We start from the raw sequence: 18,422 nt of genomic DNA, 5'->3' as shown, positions 1-18,422 counted from the left end.
CAAGCTGACATTGCCGCGCTGGCGCGGGAAGCAATGTTCAATGGCGGAGAATTGTTCGGGTGTGATCATCATGCGCGAAGTATCCCGCATTACTCGCCGTCAAGCCAGTAGCGTTAACAGGCCCTAGTCTCGCCCAGGATGTAGTCGATCTCGGCGTCGACTACCTTCACGTCGTCCGGGTTCTCGCTGACGACCGCCTCGGTCGGCCCAACGAAGTGATAATCCCCCCAAGGGAACACGTAAAAAGGCTCCCCCTTGCTGGAAAAAGCCTCCAACCCCTGACCACGCCAGGCATCGGGCAGACGCACCATCACGTTGACACCTTTCTTTCCCACCACGCGCTTCTTGCTGCCCTTGCCACCGCCAGGCACTCGATCCACCCATGGGCCAGCGGCATTGACGATCGCCCTTGCCCTGATGCAGACCTAGCCGGACATTTCAGGAGCCCGTTCATCCAGTGTGAGTTCCCACTCTGAGCCACATCGCTCGATCCTGCTTACCTGGGTATAGGTACGCAGAATCGCACCACGTCGTTCAGCATCCAGCGCCGTATCCACACAGATACGCTCGGGCCAGTCATACATGTACTCATCGAAGACGGCGACGCCGGACAGAGGAGCGGCCAACCCTTTCACGATGGCGCTCTCCTCGGCAGCTTGCTGCGGTGAGAGTTTGCGATACGCCAGGGGGACACCACGGCTGGCTATCGTTTCCATCAGCCGGAATCCAAAATCGACCAGCCAGTGTGGATACTGGTCGCCCTTACGAAACGGATAGTGGAAGCGGCGTCTGCTCAGACGATGGGGCATGTCGGTGACCAACTCGGCCCGGCAATGCATGATGTTTCGGGCATAGAGAAACAAACGCCAGACTTCGCGCAGCCTGAAGGGAATCTGCCACAGCGGAAAGTTTGGGGCCAAGTAGCCTACACCGGAGTACAGCAACCGGCTTGAACGTGATGAGGTGCCCGCGCCGATATCGGCGCGATCCACCAGCAATGTCCGATAGCCCCGCCCAGCCAGCTCGCGCGCAGAGGCGCAGCCGACCGCGCCGGCCCCTACGACGACAACGTCGTAGGGGGAGCCGGAGAGAGAATCCAGCGTAGTGCGAGTCATCATGTTTCCTTTTCTGAACCGAATATGACGTTCAAGTCTTTTTCAATGCGCGAACGAAGCTGCCTGATGCAGCTCCAGATGTCGGGTCTCCGGAGCCATCATCCACGATATCCAGGCGCCGAGCAGGGTAATGGCGCCACCAATCAGCATGGTGTTGCCAATGCCGATGGTCGAGAGTGAAACCGGAACCAGATAGGTGCCTGCCGCAGTGCCGATGCGTGACAGCGAGGTGCCCAGGCCCACCGCAGAAGCGCGGATTGAGGTAGGGAAAAGCTCATTGGGATAAACGAACTGCATGACCTGGGTCAGGCTGCTGAAGAGCGCATAAATGCCGAACAGGGCCAGTACAAGCATGGGTGTCGCGCCGGGATAGAAGCCAAGCACCAGCAATGGAATGCCCGACCACAGGAAGCCATGGATCAACATCTGACGGCGCCCCATCAGATTGATCAGTTTCATGCCGGCCAGGCAACCCACCACGAACAACAGGGTAATGGCAATCGATCCCAGGATGCCGTCATCACCTGACAGACCCAGGGCACCCAGCACTACGGGTGAGAATGCATAGATTGCAAACAATGGCAGAACGGAGCAGGTCCAGAATGCAGTGACGAAGAACATCCGCTTGCCATAGCCCGAATGGAACAGCGCCCATACCGACACCTGCTGCTCCTGTGACGATTCGGACATATTGGCGACGGAATATCCCTGACCATAAACCTGCTTGATGATCCTGTTGGCTTCCTTCACGCGCCCCTTGCTGAGCAACCAGCGGGGGGATTCCGGCGTGCCGGCCCGCGCCAGCAGAAACAGCACGCCAGGCACCAGTGTGCTGGCCAGGACATAACGCCAGGCATCTTCACCGCCAAACTGCAGGATGATGGCGCCCACGATATAGGCGCAAGCCGCACCGGCAAACCACATCACCAGCATGCCGGCAAGCAATGGTCCACGGTACTTCTTCGGTAGAAACTCTGCGAGAAACGCAGTCGCGATGGGATAGTCCGCCCCGACGGCCATACCGATCAGAAAGCGCAGAATAAACAGCCCCCAGGCGGTTTCCACCCAGAACTGCGCCACGGACAGTCCGATGATCGCGATCAGATCCAGCAGATAAAGCACCTTGCGCCCAAAGCGATCGGTAAACCATCCGCCCAGGAAGCCTCCGAAGAAAATACCGATCAGTGCCGCTGCTGCGATCAATCCTTCCCAAGTACTGCTCAGGCCCAGCCCCGAGGAAATCTGCACCATCACGATGCCGATGATGCTGAGAACGTAACCATCAAGAAACGGACCTCCCGCCGAGTAGACCGTCAGCTTCTTGTGAAAGCGGTTGAGAGGCATATCCTCAAGGGATGGCGTTTTATTATTTGTCATGGAGTTTCTCTCTCTTTTTGTTTCTGGCAGGGAATTTCGGCAGGGTCAGCCGATAAGCCAGAGCCTGCTTGAAGTATCAATTTCATGCCCTTGAGCCACATATAAGGAATGGGGCGAATAGCAGGATGTTCGTACCATCGGTGGCATGTGGAAGCAGATGCGGGTCGTGCAGACGCGGTGCGGCATTCACACCGAAGCGATTGGGGAAGTTCCAAGGCAATGCGCGCTTCGCGGAATGAGCAGAGTGCTCGCCGTGAAAGGCAGAGGAGAAAGGGGATGATTGATTGCGGTAAAAGACCGACGAAGGTGAATCCGCTTCATCTCCGCCAGTCCTGTATGTGCATGACGCGTGGCCGCTACACTACTGGAGGCCCATGCACAGGTACTTGATCTCGAGATAATCCTCGATGCCGTACTTCGAGCCTTCACGACCAAGTCCCGAAGCTTTCACGCCGCCAAACGGCGCCACTTCGTTGGAGATCAGGCCGGTGTTGATGCCGACCATGCCGTACTCCAGCGCCTCGGCCACACGGAACACCCGACCCAGGTCGCGGGCATAGAAGTAGGAGGCAAGGCCGAACTCGGTGTCGTTGGCCATGGCGATCACTTCGGCCTCGTCCTTGAAGCGGAACAGCGGCGCCAGCGGACCGAAGGTCTCGTCCTTCGACACCAGCGCCTCCTTCGGCACGTTGATCAGGATGGTCGGCTCGAAGAAGCTGCCGCCCAGGGCATGTGGTTTGCCGCCCAAGGCCAGCCTGGCGCCTTTGGCCAGGGCATCGGCGATGTGCTCCTGCACCTTGGCCACCGCCTTCTCGTCGATCAGCGGGCCTGTGGTGGTGTCGTCGTCCAGGCCGTTGCCGATCTTCAGTCTGGCCACGGCGGTCTTGAGTTTCTCGACGAAGGCGTCGTAGACGCCGTCCTGCACGTACAGGCGGTTGGCGCAGACGCAGGTCTGGCCGTTGTTGCGGTATTTGGAGATCAGCGCGCCTTCCACGGCGGCGTCCAGGTCAGCGTCGTCGAACACGATAAAGGGTGCATTCCCCCCGAGTTCGAGCGACACCTTCTTGATGTCCTGGGCGCATTCGGCCATCAGCTGGCGACCGATCTCGGTGGAACCGGTAAAGCTCAACTTGCGCACAACGGGGTTGCCGGTCAGCTCGCCACCCACTTCGCCGGCGCTGCCGGTAACCACGCTGAACACGCCCTTGGGGATGCCGGCGCGCTCGGCCAGCTCGGCCAGGGCCAGAGCGGAGAAGGGCGTCTGCGAGGCGGGCTTGAGCACCATGGTGCAGCCGGCGGCCAGCGCCGGGCCGGCCTTGCGGGTGATCATCGCGGCGGGGAAGTTCCACGGGGTGATGGCGGCGGTGACGCCGATCGGCTGCTTGATCACCATCAGCCGCTTGTCCGGCTGGTGGCCGGGGATCACGTCGCCATAGACGCGCTTGGCTTCCTCGGCGAACCATTCGAGAAAGCTGGCGGCGTAGACGATCTCGCCCCTGGCCTCGCTCAGCGGTTTGCCCTGTTCGGTGGTCATCAGGCGGGCCAGGTCGTCCTGATGCTCGATCATCAGCTCGAACCAGCGGCGCAGCTTTTGCGCGCGTTCCTTGGCGGTCAGCGCACGCCAGGCCGGCAGGGCGCGCTCGGCAGCCTCGATGGCGCGACGGGTCTCGGCACGGCCCATCTTCGGCACGTGTCCGATGATCTCGCCGGTGGCCGGATTGTTCACCGCGATGGTCTGGCCGCTGTCGGCATCCAGCCAGGCGCCGTCGACATGGGCCTGTTGGCGGAACAGAGAAGGGTCTTGCAGTTGCATAAGGGACTCCTGAAGGAAAGGTATGGCGGCGGGCCGACTGATCAGACCTGCGCGCTACGCATCCTGAGTTCGGTATTGAGGATGCGGTCGTTCTCGGAATAGTCGATCGGGCAGTCGATGACGTGTACCCCCGGTGTACCCAGGCATTCCTGTAGCAGCGGCAGGAATCCTTCGGCGCTCTCCAGCCGGTGCCCCCGGGCACCGTAGGACTGGGCGTACTGGACGAAATCGGGGTTGCCGTAGTCCAGGCCGAAGTCGCTGAAGCCCATGTTCGACTGCTTCCAGCGGATCATCCCGTAGCCGTCGTCGCGAAGGATGATCACCGTCAGGTTCATCTTCAGGCGCACCGCGGTTTCCAGCTCCTGGCTGTTCATCATGAACCCGCCGTCACCGCATACCGCGACGATCGGTTTGTCCGGATGGACAAGATGCGCCGCCATGGCCGACGGCAGGCCCGCGCCCATGGTGGCCAGGGCGTTGTCCAGCAGCACGGTGTTGGGCATGTGCGCCTTGTAGTTGCGGGCGAACCAGATCTTGTAGATGCCGTTGTCCAGGGCGACGATGCCCTGAGAGGGCATTGCCTGGCGCACGTCGGCCACCAGGCGCTGCGGGTACAGCGGGAACCGCGGGTCGTCGGCGCCCTCCAGCAACTGGGCCTCGTTCGCCTCGCGGATCGCCAGCAGGCGGTCGAAGTCCCAGTGGGTGCTGCCGCCGAGCGCCTCGCCGATCTGCCAGACGGCGTTGGCGATATCGCCGATGACCTCGATCTGCGGGAAATACACCGGGTCGACCTCGGCGGAACGGAAGTTCACATGGATAACCTCGGTACCACCGCGCACCATGAAGAACGGCGGCTTCTCGATTACGTCGTGGCCGATATTGACGATCAGATCGGCGGCTTCCAGCGCCCGGTGCACGAAATCCCCCGACGACAGCGCCGCGTTGCCCAGGAAGCGCGGATGGCGTTCATCGACCACGCCCTTGCCCATCTGGGTGGTGACGAAGGGAATGCCGGTCTGGTCGATCAGTTGCTTGAGCACTTTGGCGGTCATCTTGCGGTTGGCACCGGCGCCGATCACCAGGATCGGGCTGCGCGCAGCCTGCAACCGTTCGACTGCGGCGAGAATCGCCTTGTGCTCGGCCAGCGGGCGACGGTGCAGGCTGGGCGGAATGGGCAGGCTGTCGGTCTGCTCGGCGGCGATGTCCTCGGGCAGCTCCAAGTGCACGGCGCCCGGTTTCTCTTCCTCCGCCAGGCGGAACGCCTCGCGTATCCGCGAGGGGATGTTGTCGGCGGACGCCAGCTGGTGGGTGTACTTGGTCAGTGGCTGCATCATCCCCACCACGTCGAGGATCTGAAAGCGCCCCTGCTTGGATTTCTTGATCGGCTTCTGCCCGGTGATCATCAGCATCGGCATGCCGCCCAGATAAGCATAGGCGCCGGCGGTGACCAGGTTGGTGGCGCCCGGGCCGAGGGTCGCCAGGCTGACGCCGGTCTTGCCGGTCAGCCGCCCGTAGGTGGCGGCCATGAAACCGGCGGACTGCTCGTGGCGGGTCAGCACCAGCCTGATGCTCGACTTGCGTAGCGACTCCAGCAGGTCGAGGTTCTCTTCGCCGGGAATGCCGAATACATACTCGACCCCTTCGTTCTCCAGACATTGCACAACCACATCGGCGGCCTTGGCCATCTTGCTTGTTACCTCGGTATTTCGCGAATGGATAGCGCGACGGGGCCGCGCCAGTTGGGCAAACGACTATCTCACCGGCCCGGGCGCGGCCATATAACAGGCGGGACAGCTGATGTGAGGTTCCCGTGTGCGCGCTTACGATGGCTAGGGGAAGGGGAGTGGGCAGGAGAAAACCTGCTGGCAATCGTCATTATCGTTATAGGCGCCAAAGCCGAGACACCGCCAGAATCGCCGCACAGTCTGGAGGTTCCAACATCGTGAAAATAAAAGAACTACCTGCCGATAACGATGCTTGTGGCTGGTTCCACCTCAGCAACGAGAGAACGCCGCGTCCTGCCCGTAGTGGTCGAGTACGTGCCCGCTGGGCCGTGGTCGGGGCGGGCTTCACCGGGCTTGCCGCGGCCAGGCAGCTGGCGCTGAATTTCCCCGAGGACGAGATCGTGCTGCTGGAGGCCCAGCAAGTCGGTTTCGGCGCTTCAGGCAGGAACTCGGGTTTTGCCATCGACCTGCCACACGATATCGGTGCCCCCGACTATATTGGCGATCCCGCCATCGCGCGGATGCACCTCCAACTGAACCAGTATGCGCAGCACAGCCTCAAGACGCTGGTGGCTCAGCACGGAATCGACTGCCAGCTGAGCCCGGTCGGCAAATACCAGGCCGCAGTGGAGGAAAAAGGATTGCGGGTCCTGGACGCCTACATGAGCGGCCTGGAAAAACTCGGGCAGACTTTCGAGATCATCGAAGGACAGGATCTGCCATCCCACTTCGGCATCTCGTTCTACCGCAAGGCGCTCTACACACCCGGCACTTTGCTGCTGCAACCGGCCAGCCTGGTCAAAGGTCTGGCCGATAGCCTGCCCGGTAATGTTTCGCTGTTCGAGAACTGCGCGGTGACCGAGGTCGAGTACGGCAACCCGATCGTTCTGAGCCATGCACAAGGCACGGTGCTTGCCGACAAGCTGTTGCTCACCAACAACGCCTTCGCCACGCAGTTCGGCTTCCTCAAGGGACGGCTGCTGCCGGTCTTCACCTACGCCAGCATGACCCGCCCGCTCAACGATGCGGAACAGGCCCGGCTGGGAGGCAAGGCGCAATGGGGGATCATTCCCGCCGATCCCTTCGGCAGCACTTTGCGGCGCACGCCAGATCAGCGTCTGCTGGTGCGCAACAGTTTCTCCTATCACCCCGGCGGCAAGACCACCAGCGGCCTGCTGGCCAGGGCCGGGCAGGCACAGCGCCGCTCCTTCGAGCGCCGCTTCCCGATGCTGCCCGGCGTCGAATTCGAGTACACCTGGGGCGGGGCGATGTGCATTACCCGCAACCATGCCGGCCATTTCGGCACGCTCGCGCCCAATGTGTACGGCGCATTGGGGTGCAATGGACTGGGCATTACCCGCGGTACTGGCACCGGCACCCTGCTGGCCGAGTGGCTGGCGGGCAAGGACCACGAGCTGATCGATTTCCTGCTGAATGCCGAAGGCCCGAGCGGCAACCCGCCGGAGCCTCTGCTGTCGCTCGGCGTCAACGCCAATCTGCGTTGGGGACAATGCCGTGCAGGCCGGGAAAGTTGAGTCCCGTATCTGGGCAAACCAATGATGAACATGCCGTTCGGCTACGTCCGAACACCGACCGAGGATCGATGCAAATGTCCGTGAAACCGACCGTGATCAAGAATGCCGAGCACTCGCCCATGGGCGAACCGACCCCGGCCAAGCTGCCTGTCGGCGATGTGGTGGCGCAGTCCCGCCTGGGCCAGGACGTAACGCTGGAGGCATCCGACGCCTCGGTGGGCGTCTGGGACTGCAGCCCCGGTGTGTTTCGCCGGCACATCATGAACCGCGAGTTCAGCCACATCATCTCCGGCTGGTGCGTTTTCACTCCGGATGGTGGCGAGCCGGTGGAGCTGCGTGCGGGAGACGCAGTGTTCTTTCCGGCCAACTGCGAAGGCGTCTGGGACATCAGAGAGCAGTTCCGCAAGACCTACGTGATTTTCTGAGGGCGCTCGGCATGATTTCCCGTATCGATGCATCGCCTCGGGCCAGCAAACTCGTCATCGCCGGTGATCGGGTGGAAACCTCCGGCCTGGTGGCCAACGACTGCGAGACTGGCATCGCCGGACAAACTCGCGACGTACTGGCGCAACTCGACGAACTACTAGGCAAGGCCGGCGTCGGTCGGGAAGGGCTGATGCGCGTGCAGATCTGGCTCGCCGACATGCAGGACTTCCAGATGATGAATGAGGTGTACGACGAATGGGTGGGCGGTGAGTTACAGCCGGCCCGCGCCTGTGTGGGCGCCCAGCTCGCCAGCCCTGACTACCTGATCGAAATCCAGGCCTGGGCGCAACGCTGACAGCACGCCCAGCCCCCCAGGACATACCGCATGATTGCCCGTCTTTCGCCCAAACATCAGCTTGCCCACGATTACCGCGACTTTCTGCAGCGTTTGCGCAGCACCGGCTTCCGTGGGCAGATCACGCCGGAGTATGCGACGCGCACGGTGCTGGCGACCGACAACTCCATCTACCAGCGCCTGCCGCAGGCGGCGGTATTCCCGCTGGACTCCGCCGATGTGACCTGCCTGGCCAGCCTCGCCGGCCAGCCCGAATTCCGCAACATCGTGCTGACTGCCCGCGGCGGCGGCACTGGTACCAACGGACAGTCGCTGACCGAAGGCCTGGTCGTCGACCTGTCCCGGCACCTGACGAAGATTCTCGAAATCAACGTCGAGGAACGCTGGGTAAGAGTGCAGGGCGGGGTGGTCAAGGACCAGCTCAATGCAGCGCTACAGCCTCACGGCCTGTTCTTCGCGCCGGAACTGTCGACCTCCAACCGCGCCACCATCGGCGGCATGATCAACACCGATGCCAGCGGGCAGGGCAGTTGTACCTACGGCAAGACCCGCGACCACGTGCTGGAACTGCACAGCGTCCTGCTGGGCGGAGAAACCCTACACAGCAAGGCGCTGGACGATCAGGAGCTGCAAGCGAGCATGGCCCTTCCGGGCCGGGGCGCGCAGGCCTTGCGCTGCGCTCGGGAGATCGCCGACACCCAGGCGGCGCTGATCGAGGCGAAATTCCCCAGACTCAACCGCTGCCTCACCGGCTACGACCTGGCGCACCTGCGCGAGGCCAATGGTCGCTTCAACATCAACAGCGTGCTGTGCGGGTCGGAGGGCACGCTGGGCTTCATCGTCGAGGCGAAGCTGAACGTGCTGCCGATTCCCAGGCACTCGGTGCTGGTGAACGTCCGCTATTCGAGCTTCATGGGCGCCTTGCGCGATGCCAAGGCGCTGATGGAGCTGAAGCCCTTGTCCATCGAGACGGTGGACTCCAAGGTGCTGCTGCTTGCCATGCAGGACATCGTCTGGCACGGCGTGGCTGAATACTTTCCAGAAAGTCCGAATACCCCGACCCTGGGCATCAATCTGATCGAGTTCAGCGGCGATGACTGGCCGGAGCTGGAAAGGCGCGTGCACGAGTTCGTCGTCCACCTGCAGGCCGATGATGGAGCCGGGCGCCTCGGCCATACCCTGGCGATCGGCGACGAAGCGGTCAAACGCGTCTACGCCATGCGCAAGCGCGCGGTCGGCCTGCTGGGCAACGTCGAGGGCCAGGCCAGACCACAGCCCTTCGTCGAGGACACCGCGGTGCCACCGGAAAACCTTGCTGACTTCATCGCCGAGTTCCGCGCACTGCTCGATGGCCATGGGCTGCAGTACGGCATGTTCGGCCACGTGGATGCCGGCGTGCTGCATGTCCGCCCGCTGCTCGACATGAAGGTTCCGCAACAGGCCGCACTGATCCGCCCGATCTCCGACGCGGTGGCCGCACTGACCCGCAAATATGGCGGCCTGCTTTGGGGCGAGCATGGCAAGGGCCTGCGCTCGGAGTATGCGCCACAGTACTTCGGTGAACTGTATCCGGCACTGCAGGCGCTGAAGGCCGCTTTCGACCCGCACAACCAGCTGAACCCCGGCAAGATCGCCACACCGGCGAGCATGCCCGAGGCGCGCCTGAGCGGGCTGGACGACGTGGTCCTGCGCGGTGAACTGGACCGGACCATCGACGAGCGCGTGTGGCAGAGCTATGACAGCGCCGTGCAATGCAACGGCAACGGCGCCTGCTACAACTTCGACCCGGACGACGCCATGTGTCCCTCCTGGAAGGCGACTCGGGATCGCACCCAATCGCCCAAGGGGCGCGCCTCGCTGATCCGCGAGTGGCTGCGGATGCAGGGCGAGGAGGGCGTCGACGTGCTGGAGCAGGGCGCCAGGCTGAACCGGGACTTCGACCTGTTGGCGCCGTTGCGTCGCCTGCGCAACTCGATTGCCAGGCGTCTGGGTGAGCAGGACTTTTCCCATGAGGTCTATGACGCCATGGCCGGCTGCCTGGCCTGCAAGTCCTGTGCGGGGCAATGCCCGGTGAAGGTCAACGTGCCCGAGTTCAGGTCGCGTTTCCTGGAGCTGTATCACGGTCGCTACCTGCGTCCGCTGAAGGACTACCTGATCGGCTCTCTGGAGTTCAGCATCCCGTTCCTGGCCCGTTTCCCCAGGCTGTACAACGGGCTGATCGGTTTCGCGCCGATACGCCTGTTCCTTGAGCGAATGGCCGGCATGGTCGATAGCCCCAGGCTCAGCTATCTGAACTTCAAGGGCGCCTGCGCGCGCTGGCAGGTACTGCCGGCAGATGCGCAACGGCTGGCCCGACTGTCTGAGGCCGAACGGAAACGCAGCGTAGTGTTCGTGCAGGATGCCTTCACCCGTTATTTCGAAACTGCGGTGGCCATGGACTGGATTGAGCTGGCCTCACGTCTGGGCTACCAGGTCTATCTCGCGCCGTTCGCCGCCAACGGCAAGCCACTGCAGGTACAAGGCTTTCTCGGTACCTTCGATAAGGTCGCGCGGCGCAATGGCGAAGCGCTGGCCGCCCTCGAAGCTTCGGGAGTGGCCCTGGTCGGCCTGGACCCGGCGATGACGCTGGTCTATCGGCAAGAGTATGCGAAGCTGCTCGGCAGCCGCACACCCAAGGTTCAGCTCATCCAGGAATGGCTGCTGAAAGTGTTGCCGCAGGCCGAGTGTGATGTGGAAAAGGAAAGATCTGCATACCAGTTGCTCGCCCATTGCACCGAGAAAACCAACGCGCCGGACAGCGTCGCCCAGTGGCAGCGCGTATTCGAGCGCATGGGCTTGCAGCTGTCGGTGCTGGCCAGCGGCTGTTGCGGCATGTCGGGCACGTACGGCCACGAAACCCGCAACCTCGAAACATCCAGGGTTATCTATGCGCAGTCCTGGGGTCGCCTGATCAAGCGCCACAGCAAGCAGGGAAATTTGCTGGCCGACGGCTATTCGTGCCGCAGTCAGGTCAAGCGCATGGAAGAAGGCAAGGTGCTTCCTCATCCTTTGCAGGTGCTGCTGGAGTACGTGCGTGACATGAAAGCTGGCAGTATTTAAAGCGTCCACAAGGCTCCGAGGACGCTTCATGGTTCGTTCATGTACGCTGAGAAGCTGGCTCGAACAGCCAATGTAATTCCCACCCAACTCCAGTGTATCACGCTTCGCATAATCCATATTATGTTAAATAAGTAATACGATAGAGACACAGCACCTGTCTAAAAACTCTGCCAGCACTGACCTGCTCAGCTCTTCACATAGCACACGCCATTGCGGCAGATACCAAGACGCAGAGCTTTCTCGATCTCGTCTCGGGATTGATGTACGCCCCCAAGAGAATGCTTCTGAGCATTTACTCGCCAAGCTGCAACAAGCGGCCCTTGACCGTGAGGCGGTATTTCTGCAGGCGGCTGCGGGGTTTGTCCGGGATGGTCATCTCGATCAGGCCGGCTTTCAGCGCAGGCTTCAGGTAGGCCTCGCGCAGGTGTTTCTCGTCTTTAAGCCCCAGTGCGGCGTGGATATCACTGCGGGCCATCGCGCCGTGTAATACGCTCAAGAGCCGTGCGACTTCGGGGGTGACTTCGGGGGTGACTTGATCGATCCCCTCGCCTTTGCTCTGATCAGTCGCACTCACCCACTCCGGTTTCGACCGCCACACCACAGCGCTGAACTGGTTGCCCCTCACGTCGTCGATCAGGTCGATACGCGGCCATTCCTCCAGCGCACGCGGGATACCGCTGCCCAGACCACGGTACGGAAGCACTTTGAAGGCATGCTCCGTCAGCGTCGGATTGCGGCGGTTGGTTTTACCCTGGCGCACATCCTCTATGCTCAGGCTGTCGGGCAGGTGGCCGGGGCTGATGATCTCCACCCGGTCGGCAAACACCAGGATGCGGATCGACGCGCTGGTGAAGTAGTCGCGGTGTACCAGCGCATTGACCAGCAGTTCCTCCAGAGCCGCTTCGGGTATCTCCAGCTCGCCCAGGGTATTGAAGCCGCGCCCGTGCTGCACGTGGTGCAGGTTGCGTTTGAGGAAGGCGAACGCGGCCTTGAACTGCTCGACCAGCGTGCCGCTGAAGTCTTCGCTATCCAGATAGCGCGTATCCCAGATCACCGTGCCGGGAAAGGCCACTGCCTTGATCGTGAATGCCGGGCACCAGCGCAACGGATTGCGACCGAACAGCATCAGTCCGGCCAGATTCAGCGGTTGCGCCCGTGCTCTCAATGCTCTGGCCGTAACGGCGTTCAAAGTACGCAGCAAATGCCTTGTCCCAGATCAGCCGTCGTCGAGCCTGCCACCGGCACCCGGTCGGCGCGCACCAGCCCGGAGCGCTGGAACATGCGCTGCATTTCCTCACGCGACGTTACATGGCGCTTGTCCGCGCCCTGCTTGACCCACAAACGCCCCTGAGCATCCAGATACGGCTTGGACAGACCATCGGCCACAGTTACCACCATCACGATGCCGTTGGCCGTCGGCACGTTTTCCGTGATCGGATGCACCGGCGGGCGCACATACTGCGACGCCGCATTGCCCAGCAACTGATTCAAACGCCGCACGGCGACAGCATCCAATCCGGCCACGGAGCCATCGTCATTGATTCCAAGGAGCAGCGTCCCACCACCACTGTTGGCAAAAGCGGCCAACTCCGCCGCCAGTGCATCTGCGTTGCTGGCATCACGCTTGAACTACTGGCGGCTGTCTTCGCCACGGACGAGAGTTTGCAAGAGGTCGGCTTCGGTCATGGGCTTATTGCTCATCCGCTGAGTCGGTATTGTCGGTCAGTTCCACTCGATGATCTGTTCGATGCTCGGCAGGCTGGTCTGCAATTCCTTCTGCCGCGCCGCGCGTCGCAGGATTCCACCGGGATACATAGAGTTCGGATTTCTTGATGGCTATCGCCGCCGAGATTACCAGAAACGCCCCCCGCCCCCCTGCTCCTGTTGACTTTGCACAAACAGGCAGGCTGTATTCGCCGCACCACTGATCAGGAAAGGCGTCGATCATGCGCAAGGGTGAAGTCAGGCATCGCAACACCATCGGTCTGGAGCGGCTGCAACGCTTTCTCGGCTGGGCTGCCGAGCGCCATCCCGGGTTCGTGCCGAAGAAGAAGCATCAGGATGCATGGTTCGCCACCTATATCGGTCATCAGCCGCCGGAGATTGGTCGCGCCGCCCGGCTGTTCTGGCTGGGGCTGGATGAAACGGCGGTCGAGTCCGCCCTGCAAGCGGTCGATCCGGCCAGTCTGATCGGTCGCCTGCTCAATCGCGATCTCAACGATTTCAGTTGCAGCGTCGATATCCACGGGATCGAAAAACACTTCGACTGTGGCCCGGTGCAGAACCTGCTGGAGCCCGATATCGCCCTGCGCATCGACACCAGCAGCTCCAGCGACGAATTCGAAACCCATGTGCGCAGCGCCATTCAGGATCTGGTGCTGAGTCGGCTGCGCGTGCTGGAAAAGCCCTTCGCCAGCATGACCGATGAGCAGAAGACGCAAAGCCTGGAGCGGCTGCAGCCGAAACTCTCGCGCCTCGACGAATTCGCCAACAAGGCCGTGGATATCCTCAACGAGGTGAAGCACGAGCTGCGCTACGTGGTCGAACTCCGTCACGGCGACGTCGCGCTGGACATGCAGCGGCGCATCCCTGCTGGCCAGGGCCATGTGCTGAGTGAGCGCGAAGTGGCCGAGCGCAAGGAGGAAGATCGCCAGGCGCTGATCGCCAAGTTCGAAATGATGATCGAGGAAGCCGGCGACTTCGACCTGCAGGTGCTGGGCGAGAAGCGTCTGACCGAAGTCTTCATGATGGAGCCGAAGAAGCTGCGCCGCACCATCCGCTTCGCCCGCCAGGACCACAAGGAAAAAATGACTTTCGCGGTGCTGCTGGAAAGCGATCCGCGCTTCATGCACTACCACAAGCTCTACGCGGCGCGGCGCATCACCCGTACCTGGACCGCCCTCCTCGGCCCTACCAACAGCGGCAAGACGCACCGGGCCATCGAGGCGATGACCAGCGTCGAGCGCGCCATCTACCTCTCGCCACTGCGGCTGATGGCGCTGGAGAACCAGGAACGCATCGAGTCCATGGGCGTGCCCTGCTCGCTGGTCACCGGTGAGGAAGAGATCATTCGCGAGGGCGCCACCCATTTCTGCTGCACCGTCGAGGAGTTCGCCCGTTTTCGCCACCAGCACTGGGACGTGGTGGTGGTCGACGAAGTGCAGATGATGGCCGACTCGCAGCGCGGCTGGGCCTGGGTCGATGCGCTGGTGAGCGCCTACACGCCGGAGCTGATCATGACCGGGCCGATGCTGATCCAGCCCTCGCTGAAGACGTTGTGCGATCTCTGTGAAGACCAGTTGCTGGTCAAACGCACCAAGCGCCTGTCGCCGGTGGAAGTGGCTCGCCGCGCCACCTCGCTCAAGCAACTGGACGAAGGCTCGATGCTGGTGGCCTTCAGCCGCAAGACCGTGCTGGAACTTAAGGCGCTGCTGGAGATGACTGGCAAGAGCGTCTCGGTGGTCTACGGCGCGTTGTCGCCGGAAGTGCGCCGCGAACAGGCCCGGCGTTTTCGCGAAGGCGAAGCGGACCTGATGGTGGCCACCGATGCGGTGGGCATGGGCCTCAACCTGCCGGCGCATACCCTGTGTTTCTACACGGATGAAAAATACGACGGCATCCAGAATCGCCAGCTCAGGGTGCAGGAGGTCAAGCAGATCGGCGGGCGCGCCGGGCGCTTCGGTCATCACGACAGCGGCACCATCACCGCCCTGGACGGCCAGACGCTGCAAGCGATCCGCCAGCTGTTCTACAGCGCCGACCAGCCGGTGGACCTTACGCAGTTCCAGGTGCGGCCCTCCATCGAACACCTGCGCGCCATTGCCGAACTGATGGAAGATTCCAGCCTGCTGCGTGCCTGGCTGACCTTCAACCGCAACATCAACTACGGTGCGGAATTTATCTCCATCCTGCCGGACGAACTGGCCGAGTGGATCAAACTGATCGACGACCCGCAGATAGACCTGTCGCTGCGCTGGATCTTCGCCTGCACCCCGATTCGCGGCGGGCTGGACAGCCCCGCCGCCACCCACGCCCAGCAGTGGCTGAAAAAGGTCGCGCAGAACAAACAAGTCGAACTGCCGCGCCTGTTTATCGAAGCCGACCTGGCCACGCTGGAAAGCACCCTGCACATCATCGAAACCTACCTGCACCTGGCCCGCACCCTACCCGCCCACTTCCCCGCCCTGGAACAGGCCGAAGGCCACCGCAGCCTGCTTAACGAAGCCATCACCCGCGAACTGTCGCGACGGCGAAAACCGCGCAACTCCGATCGCCGCCGCGTCTCGGGGGAAACGAGCAAGTGCCAGCAATGCGGCAAGGCGATGCCGGTGCTTAGCCGCCAGTTTCGCCTGTGCCAGAGCTGTTTTCGTAATCAACGTCCGTAGGCTGGCAATGCTCAGTGGCGCCCTCACCGACGCCCATGGCGCTCGACCGGAACCAGGATGTATTGCTTGCCGTGATAGCCGTGCCTTACCGCGCGCGGGGCGTGTCGCGGGTAATGTCTGTAGTACTTGGGGGCTGGTGGTCGATGATGATGGCGCGCCGAGTGATGCCGGTGCCGATCATCCGGCGAATCCGCAAGCACCGCGACCAGCACCGCACCCACCGCCGCGCCGGCCAGCACCGGAACCACGACATTGCGATCGGCGGCCGAGGCGTTGCCGGCAGCGACCAGGCAACCGGTCAGCAGACCGACCTTGAGTATGCGACTGAACATGGAGCTCTCCTTTCGTGACAGGGCACATTCCCCGCCTCCATGAAACGCCGCCGCTGCGTCAGTTGCCGTCAGGCAGATGTAAACAGAGGGTAAACGAACCTTCGCATTATTCTGGAAACCGGAGCTGGTCGACGAATCATTGCTGGCAGTGCCGTTCTCATGGAAACAGTCCGTTATTTGCGCGGAGGCTCCATGCCCGACAGCTACGATCTGAGACGGTTCGTCGATGCCCAACATTCCATCTACGACCGCGCCCTGGCGGAGTTGCACGCCGGGCACAAACAGAGCCACTGGATGTGGTTCGTTTTTCCGCAGATTGTGGGCCTGGGTCGTAGCGCCATGGCCCAGCGCTATGCCATCGCCGACCTCAACGAGGCTATCGCCTACCTGCAGCACCCACTGCTGGGGCCGCGACTGGAGGAATGCGCACAAGCGCTGCTGCAGCACAGCGACCGGACGGCGCGGCAGATGCTCGGCTCGCCCGACGATCTGAAGCTGCACTCGAGCATGACGCTGTTCGCGGCAGCCGCCCCTGAGCACGTGGCCTTTCAGCAAGTGCTGAATGCCTTCTATGACGGCGAAGCCGATCGGGAAACGCTGAAAAGGCTGCGAAGCTGATGCCGACCTGAAGCGCCGTGTGCATCACTTCCTTTCGCCAGGCGCTCATGGTGCAGGTGGCAATACCGCTATCCTGCTGAAGATCAGGCAGCCAAATAGCTCGCTAAGGACTCGTCACATGAGCGACCAGAACGACAAGCCATTCATCGTCGCCCTCGACCAGGGCACCACCAGTTCTCGTGCCATCGTCCTGGACCACGATGCCCATGTGGTGAGCATCGCCCAGCGCGAGTTCGCGCAGATCTATCCGCAACCGGGCTGGGTCGAACATGACCCCATGGAAATCTGGGCCACCCAGAGCGCCGTGTTCGTCGAGGCGCTGGCACAGGTCGGCATCACCAACGAGCAAGTGGCCGCCATCGGGATCACCAACCAGCGCGAAACCACCATCGTCTGGGACAAAGCCAGCGGACGACCAATCTACAACGCCATCGTCTGGCAGAGCCGCCAGAGCATGCCGATCTGCGATCAGCTCGAGCGCGACGGCATGCAGGAGCATATCCGCAGCACCACCGGCCTGGTCATCGACCCCTATTTCTCGGGCACCAAGATCAAGTGGATTCTCGATCACGTCGAAGGCAGCCGCGAACGCGCGCGCCGGGGCGAACTGCTGTTCGGCACCGTCGATTGCTGGCTGGTCTGGAAGATGACCCAGGGCAAGGCACACGTCACCGACTACACCAACGCCTCGCGCACCCTGCTCTACGACATCCATAAACTGGACTGGGACCCGGCGCTGTTGGAGGCGCTGGATATCCCGCGCCAGATGCTGCCTGAGGTTCGCTCTTCGTCCGAGGTCTACGGCCATGCCTATCTGGGCACGGGCCAGAGCACCGGCATTCCCATCGCCGGGATCGCCGGCGACCAGCAGGCCGCGCTGTTCGGGCAGATGTGCGTCGAACCGGGCCAGGCCAAGAACACCTATGGCACGGGCTGCTTCCTGCTGATGAACACGGGCACCCAAGCCGTGCAATCCGGGCATGGCCTGCTCACCACCCTCGCCTGCGGTCCGCGCGGTGAGGTCAGCTATGCGCTGGAAGGGGCGATCTTCAATGGCGGTTCGACCGTGCAATGGCTGCGCGACGAGCTGAAGGTGATCAACGATTCGCTGGATTCCGAATACTTCGCGACCAAAGTTCAGGACAGTAACGGCGTCTATCTGGTGCCGGCATTCACCGGGCTCGGCGCGCCCTACTGGGACCCGCGTGCCCGAGGCGCGCTGTTCGGCCTGACGCGCGGGGTGAAGATGGACCACATCATTCGCGCCGCGCTGGAGTCCATCGCCTACCAGACCCGTGATGTACTCGACGCCATGCAGAAGGACGCCGGCGCGCCCCTGCGTTCGCTGCGGGTGGATGGCGGCGCAGTCGCCAACAACTTCCTCATGCAGTTCCAGGCCGACCTGCTCGGCACTCCGGTCGAGCGCCCCGGGATGAAGGAAACCACCGCCCTCGGCGCCGCTTATCTGGCGGGGCTGGCGAGCGATTTCTGGTGCAGTCTGGATGAATTGCGCAGCAAGGCCAGCGTCGAGCGCATATTCGAGCCGGCCCTTGATGAGGGGCGGCGTGAAGCGCTGTACAGCGGCTGGCGGAAGGCGGTCAGCCGCACCCGCGACTGGGATGAGGGCTGATCCAGGGTGATAC

14 protein-coding genes and 1 pseudogene are annotated in these 18,422 nt (G+C 62.4%); 7 read left to right on the top strand and 8 right to left on the bottom strand.

The genetic code is table 11. From position 1 onward, the window contains the following. Positions 1 to 113: 113 nt before the first annotated feature. From G7020_RS10580 to G7020_RS10565, 4 genes and pseudogenes are all read right to left on the bottom strand, one after another. Positions 114 to 1,115, bottom strand: a pseudogene (locus tag G7020_RS10580) (FAD-dependent oxidoreductase). Positions 1,116 to 1,157: 42 nt separating this feature from the next. Further along, positions 1,158 to 2,492, bottom strand: coding sequence for an MFS transporter (locus tag G7020_RS10575; protein ID WP_181084154.1), 1,335 nt, complete (start codon positions 2,490 to 2,492; stop codon positions 1,158 to 1,160). A 361-nt stretch (positions 2,493 to 2,853) separates the two neighbouring features. After that, positions 2,854 to 4,305, bottom strand: a complete 1,452-nt coding sequence (gene gabD, locus G7020_RS10570; protein WP_181084152.1) for an NADP-dependent succinate-semialdehyde dehydrogenase — start codon at positions 4,303 to 4,305, stop codon at positions 2,854 to 2,856. Positions 4,306 to 4,346: 41 nt separating this feature from the next. Further along, positions 4,347 to 5,990, bottom strand: coding sequence for an acetolactate synthase large subunit (locus tag G7020_RS10565; protein ID WP_181084150.1), 1,644 nt, complete (start codon positions 5,988 to 5,990; stop codon positions 4,347 to 4,349). 254 nt (positions 5,991 to 6,244) lie between these two features. Here G7020_RS10565 and G7020_RS10560 point away from each other — a divergent pair, with 254 nt between their 5' ends. The 4 genes from G7020_RS10560 to ydiJ all read left to right on the top strand — a co-directional run bounded on the left by G7020_RS10560 (position 6,245) and on the right by ydiJ (position 11,444). Further along, positions 6,245 to 7,564 carry an FAD-dependent oxidoreductase gene (locus tag G7020_RS10560; protein ID WP_181084165.1) on the top strand — a complete coding sequence of 440 codons (1,320 nt, stop codon included), beginning with the start codon at positions 6,245 to 6,247 and terminating at the stop codon, positions 7,562 to 7,564. Positions 7,565 to 7,638: 74 nt separating this feature from the next. After that, on the top strand, positions 7,639 to 7,989 hold the full coding sequence (locus G7020_RS10555) for a cupin domain-containing protein (protein ID WP_181084148.1): 351 nt from the start codon (positions 7,639 to 7,641) through the stop codon (positions 7,987 to 7,989). A gap of 11 nt (positions 7,990 to 8,000) precedes the next feature. Further along, complete coding sequence (locus G7020_RS10550; protein WP_181084146.1) at positions 8,001 to 8,345, top strand: RidA family protein; 345 nt, start codon at positions 8,001 to 8,003, stop codon at positions 8,343 to 8,345. 30 nt (positions 8,346 to 8,375) lie between these two features. Continuing rightward, a complete protein-coding gene (gene ydiJ / locus G7020_RS10545; RefSeq protein WP_181084144.1) occupies positions 8,376 to 11,444 on the top strand; it encodes a D-2-hydroxyglutarate dehydrogenase YdiJ in 3,069 nt (1,022 codons plus the stop codon). A 292-nt stretch (positions 11,445 to 11,736) separates the two neighbouring features. Here the strand turns inward: ydiJ and G7020_RS10540 are convergent, their stop codons facing one another. The 3 genes from G7020_RS10540 to G7020_RS10535 all read right to left on the bottom strand — a co-directional run bounded on the left by G7020_RS10540 (position 11,737) and on the right by G7020_RS10535 (position 13,398). Next, entirely contained in the window at positions 11,737 to 12,645 is a 909-nt protein-coding gene (locus tag G7020_RS10540; RefSeq protein ID WP_258189301.1) for a Fic family protein, read from the bottom strand. Continuing rightward, positions 12,630 to 13,031 (bottom strand): AlbA family DNA-binding domain-containing protein, encoded by a 402-nt coding sequence (locus G7020_RS24040; protein ID WP_258189300.1) that lies wholly within the window; start codon positions 13,029 to 13,031, stop codon positions 12,630 to 12,632. Before G7020_RS24040 ends, G7020_RS10540 begins: the two co-directional genes overlap by 16 nt. 103 nt (positions 13,032 to 13,134) lie before the next feature. Continuing rightward, on the bottom strand, positions 13,135 to 13,398 hold the full coding sequence (locus tag G7020_RS10535) for a hypothetical protein (RefSeq protein WP_181084142.1): 264 nt from the start codon (positions 13,396 to 13,398) through the stop codon (positions 13,135 to 13,137). On the opposite strand from G7020_RS10535, the gene G7020_RS10530 reads away from it, so the two are divergent. Continuing rightward, entirely contained in the window at positions 13,391 to 15,829 is a 2,439-nt protein-coding gene (locus tag G7020_RS10530; RefSeq protein ID WP_181084140.1) for a helicase-related protein, read from the top strand. The two genes, G7020_RS10535 and G7020_RS10530, sit on opposite strands and share 8 nt — an antisense overlap. A 23-nt stretch (positions 15,830 to 15,852) precedes the next feature. Here G7020_RS10530 and G7020_RS10525 read toward each other — a convergent pair whose 3' ends face one another. Next, positions 15,853 to 16,161 (bottom strand): hypothetical protein, encoded by a 309-nt coding sequence (locus tag G7020_RS10525; protein ID WP_181084138.1) that lies wholly within the window; start codon positions 16,159 to 16,161, stop codon positions 15,853 to 15,855. A 192-nt stretch (positions 16,162 to 16,353) separates the two neighbouring features. On the opposite strand from G7020_RS10525, the gene G7020_RS10520 reads away from it, so the two are divergent. Both G7020_RS10520 and glpK read left to right on the top strand, forming a co-directional pair. After that, positions 16,354 to 16,779 (top strand): DUF1810 domain-containing protein, encoded by a 426-nt coding sequence (locus G7020_RS10520; RefSeq protein WP_181084136.1) that lies wholly within the window; start codon positions 16,354 to 16,356, stop codon positions 16,777 to 16,779. Positions 16,780 to 16,897: 118 nt separating this feature from the next. After that, entirely contained in the window at positions 16,898 to 18,409 is a 1,512-nt protein-coding gene (glpK, locus tag G7020_RS10515; protein WP_181084134.1) for a glycerol kinase GlpK, read from the top strand. Positions 18,410 to 18,422: the final 13 nt, after the last annotated feature.

This window comes from Stutzerimonas stutzeri, from assembly GCF_013522825.1.
GTDB lineage: Bacteria > Pseudomonadota > Gammaproteobacteria > Pseudomonadales > Pseudomonadaceae > Stutzerimonas > Stutzerimonas stutzeri_AK.
Note: the sequence above shows the minus strand (reverse complement) of the source record. Positions and strands in the feature narration are given on the sequence as shown.

Bases quoted from the DNA above. Each gene is read 5' to 3' on its own strand.
- G7020_RS10555 (WP_181084148.1), top strand. From the start codon at position 7,639: ATGTCCGTGAAACCGACCGTGATCAAGAATGCCGAGCACTCGCCCATG.
- G7020_RS10550 (WP_181084146.1), top strand. From the start codon at position 8,001: ATGATTTCCCGTATCGATGCATCGCCTCGGGCCAGCAAACTCGTCATC.
- gabD (WP_181084152.1), bottom strand. From the start codon at position 4,305: ATGCAACTGCAAGACCCTTCTCTGTTCCGCCAACAGGCCCATGTCGAC.
- G7020_RS10575 (WP_181084154.1), bottom strand. From the start codon at position 2,492: ATGACAAATAATAAAACGCCATCCCTTGAGGATATGCCTCTCAACCGC.
- G7020_RS10520 (WP_181084136.1), top strand. From the start codon at position 16,354: ATGCCCGACAGCTACGATCTGAGACGGTTCGTCGATGCCCAACATTCC.
- ydiJ (WP_181084144.1), top strand. From the start codon at position 8,376: ATGATTGCCCGTCTTTCGCCCAAACATCAGCTTGCCCACGATTACCGC.
- G7020_RS10525 (WP_181084138.1), bottom strand. From the start codon at position 16,161: ATGTTCAGTCGCATACTCAAGGTCGGTCTGCTGACCGGTTGCCTGGTC.
- glpK (WP_181084134.1), top strand. From the start codon at position 16,898: ATGAGCGACCAGAACGACAAGCCATTCATCGTCGCCCTCGACCAGGGC.
- G7020_RS10530 (WP_181084140.1), top strand. From the start codon at position 13,391: ATGCGCAAGGGTGAAGTCAGGCATCGCAACACCATCGGTCTGGAGCGG.
- G7020_RS10565 (WP_181084150.1), bottom strand. From the start codon at position 5,990: ATGGCCAAGGCCGCCGATGTGGTTGTGCAATGTCTGGAGAACGAAGGG.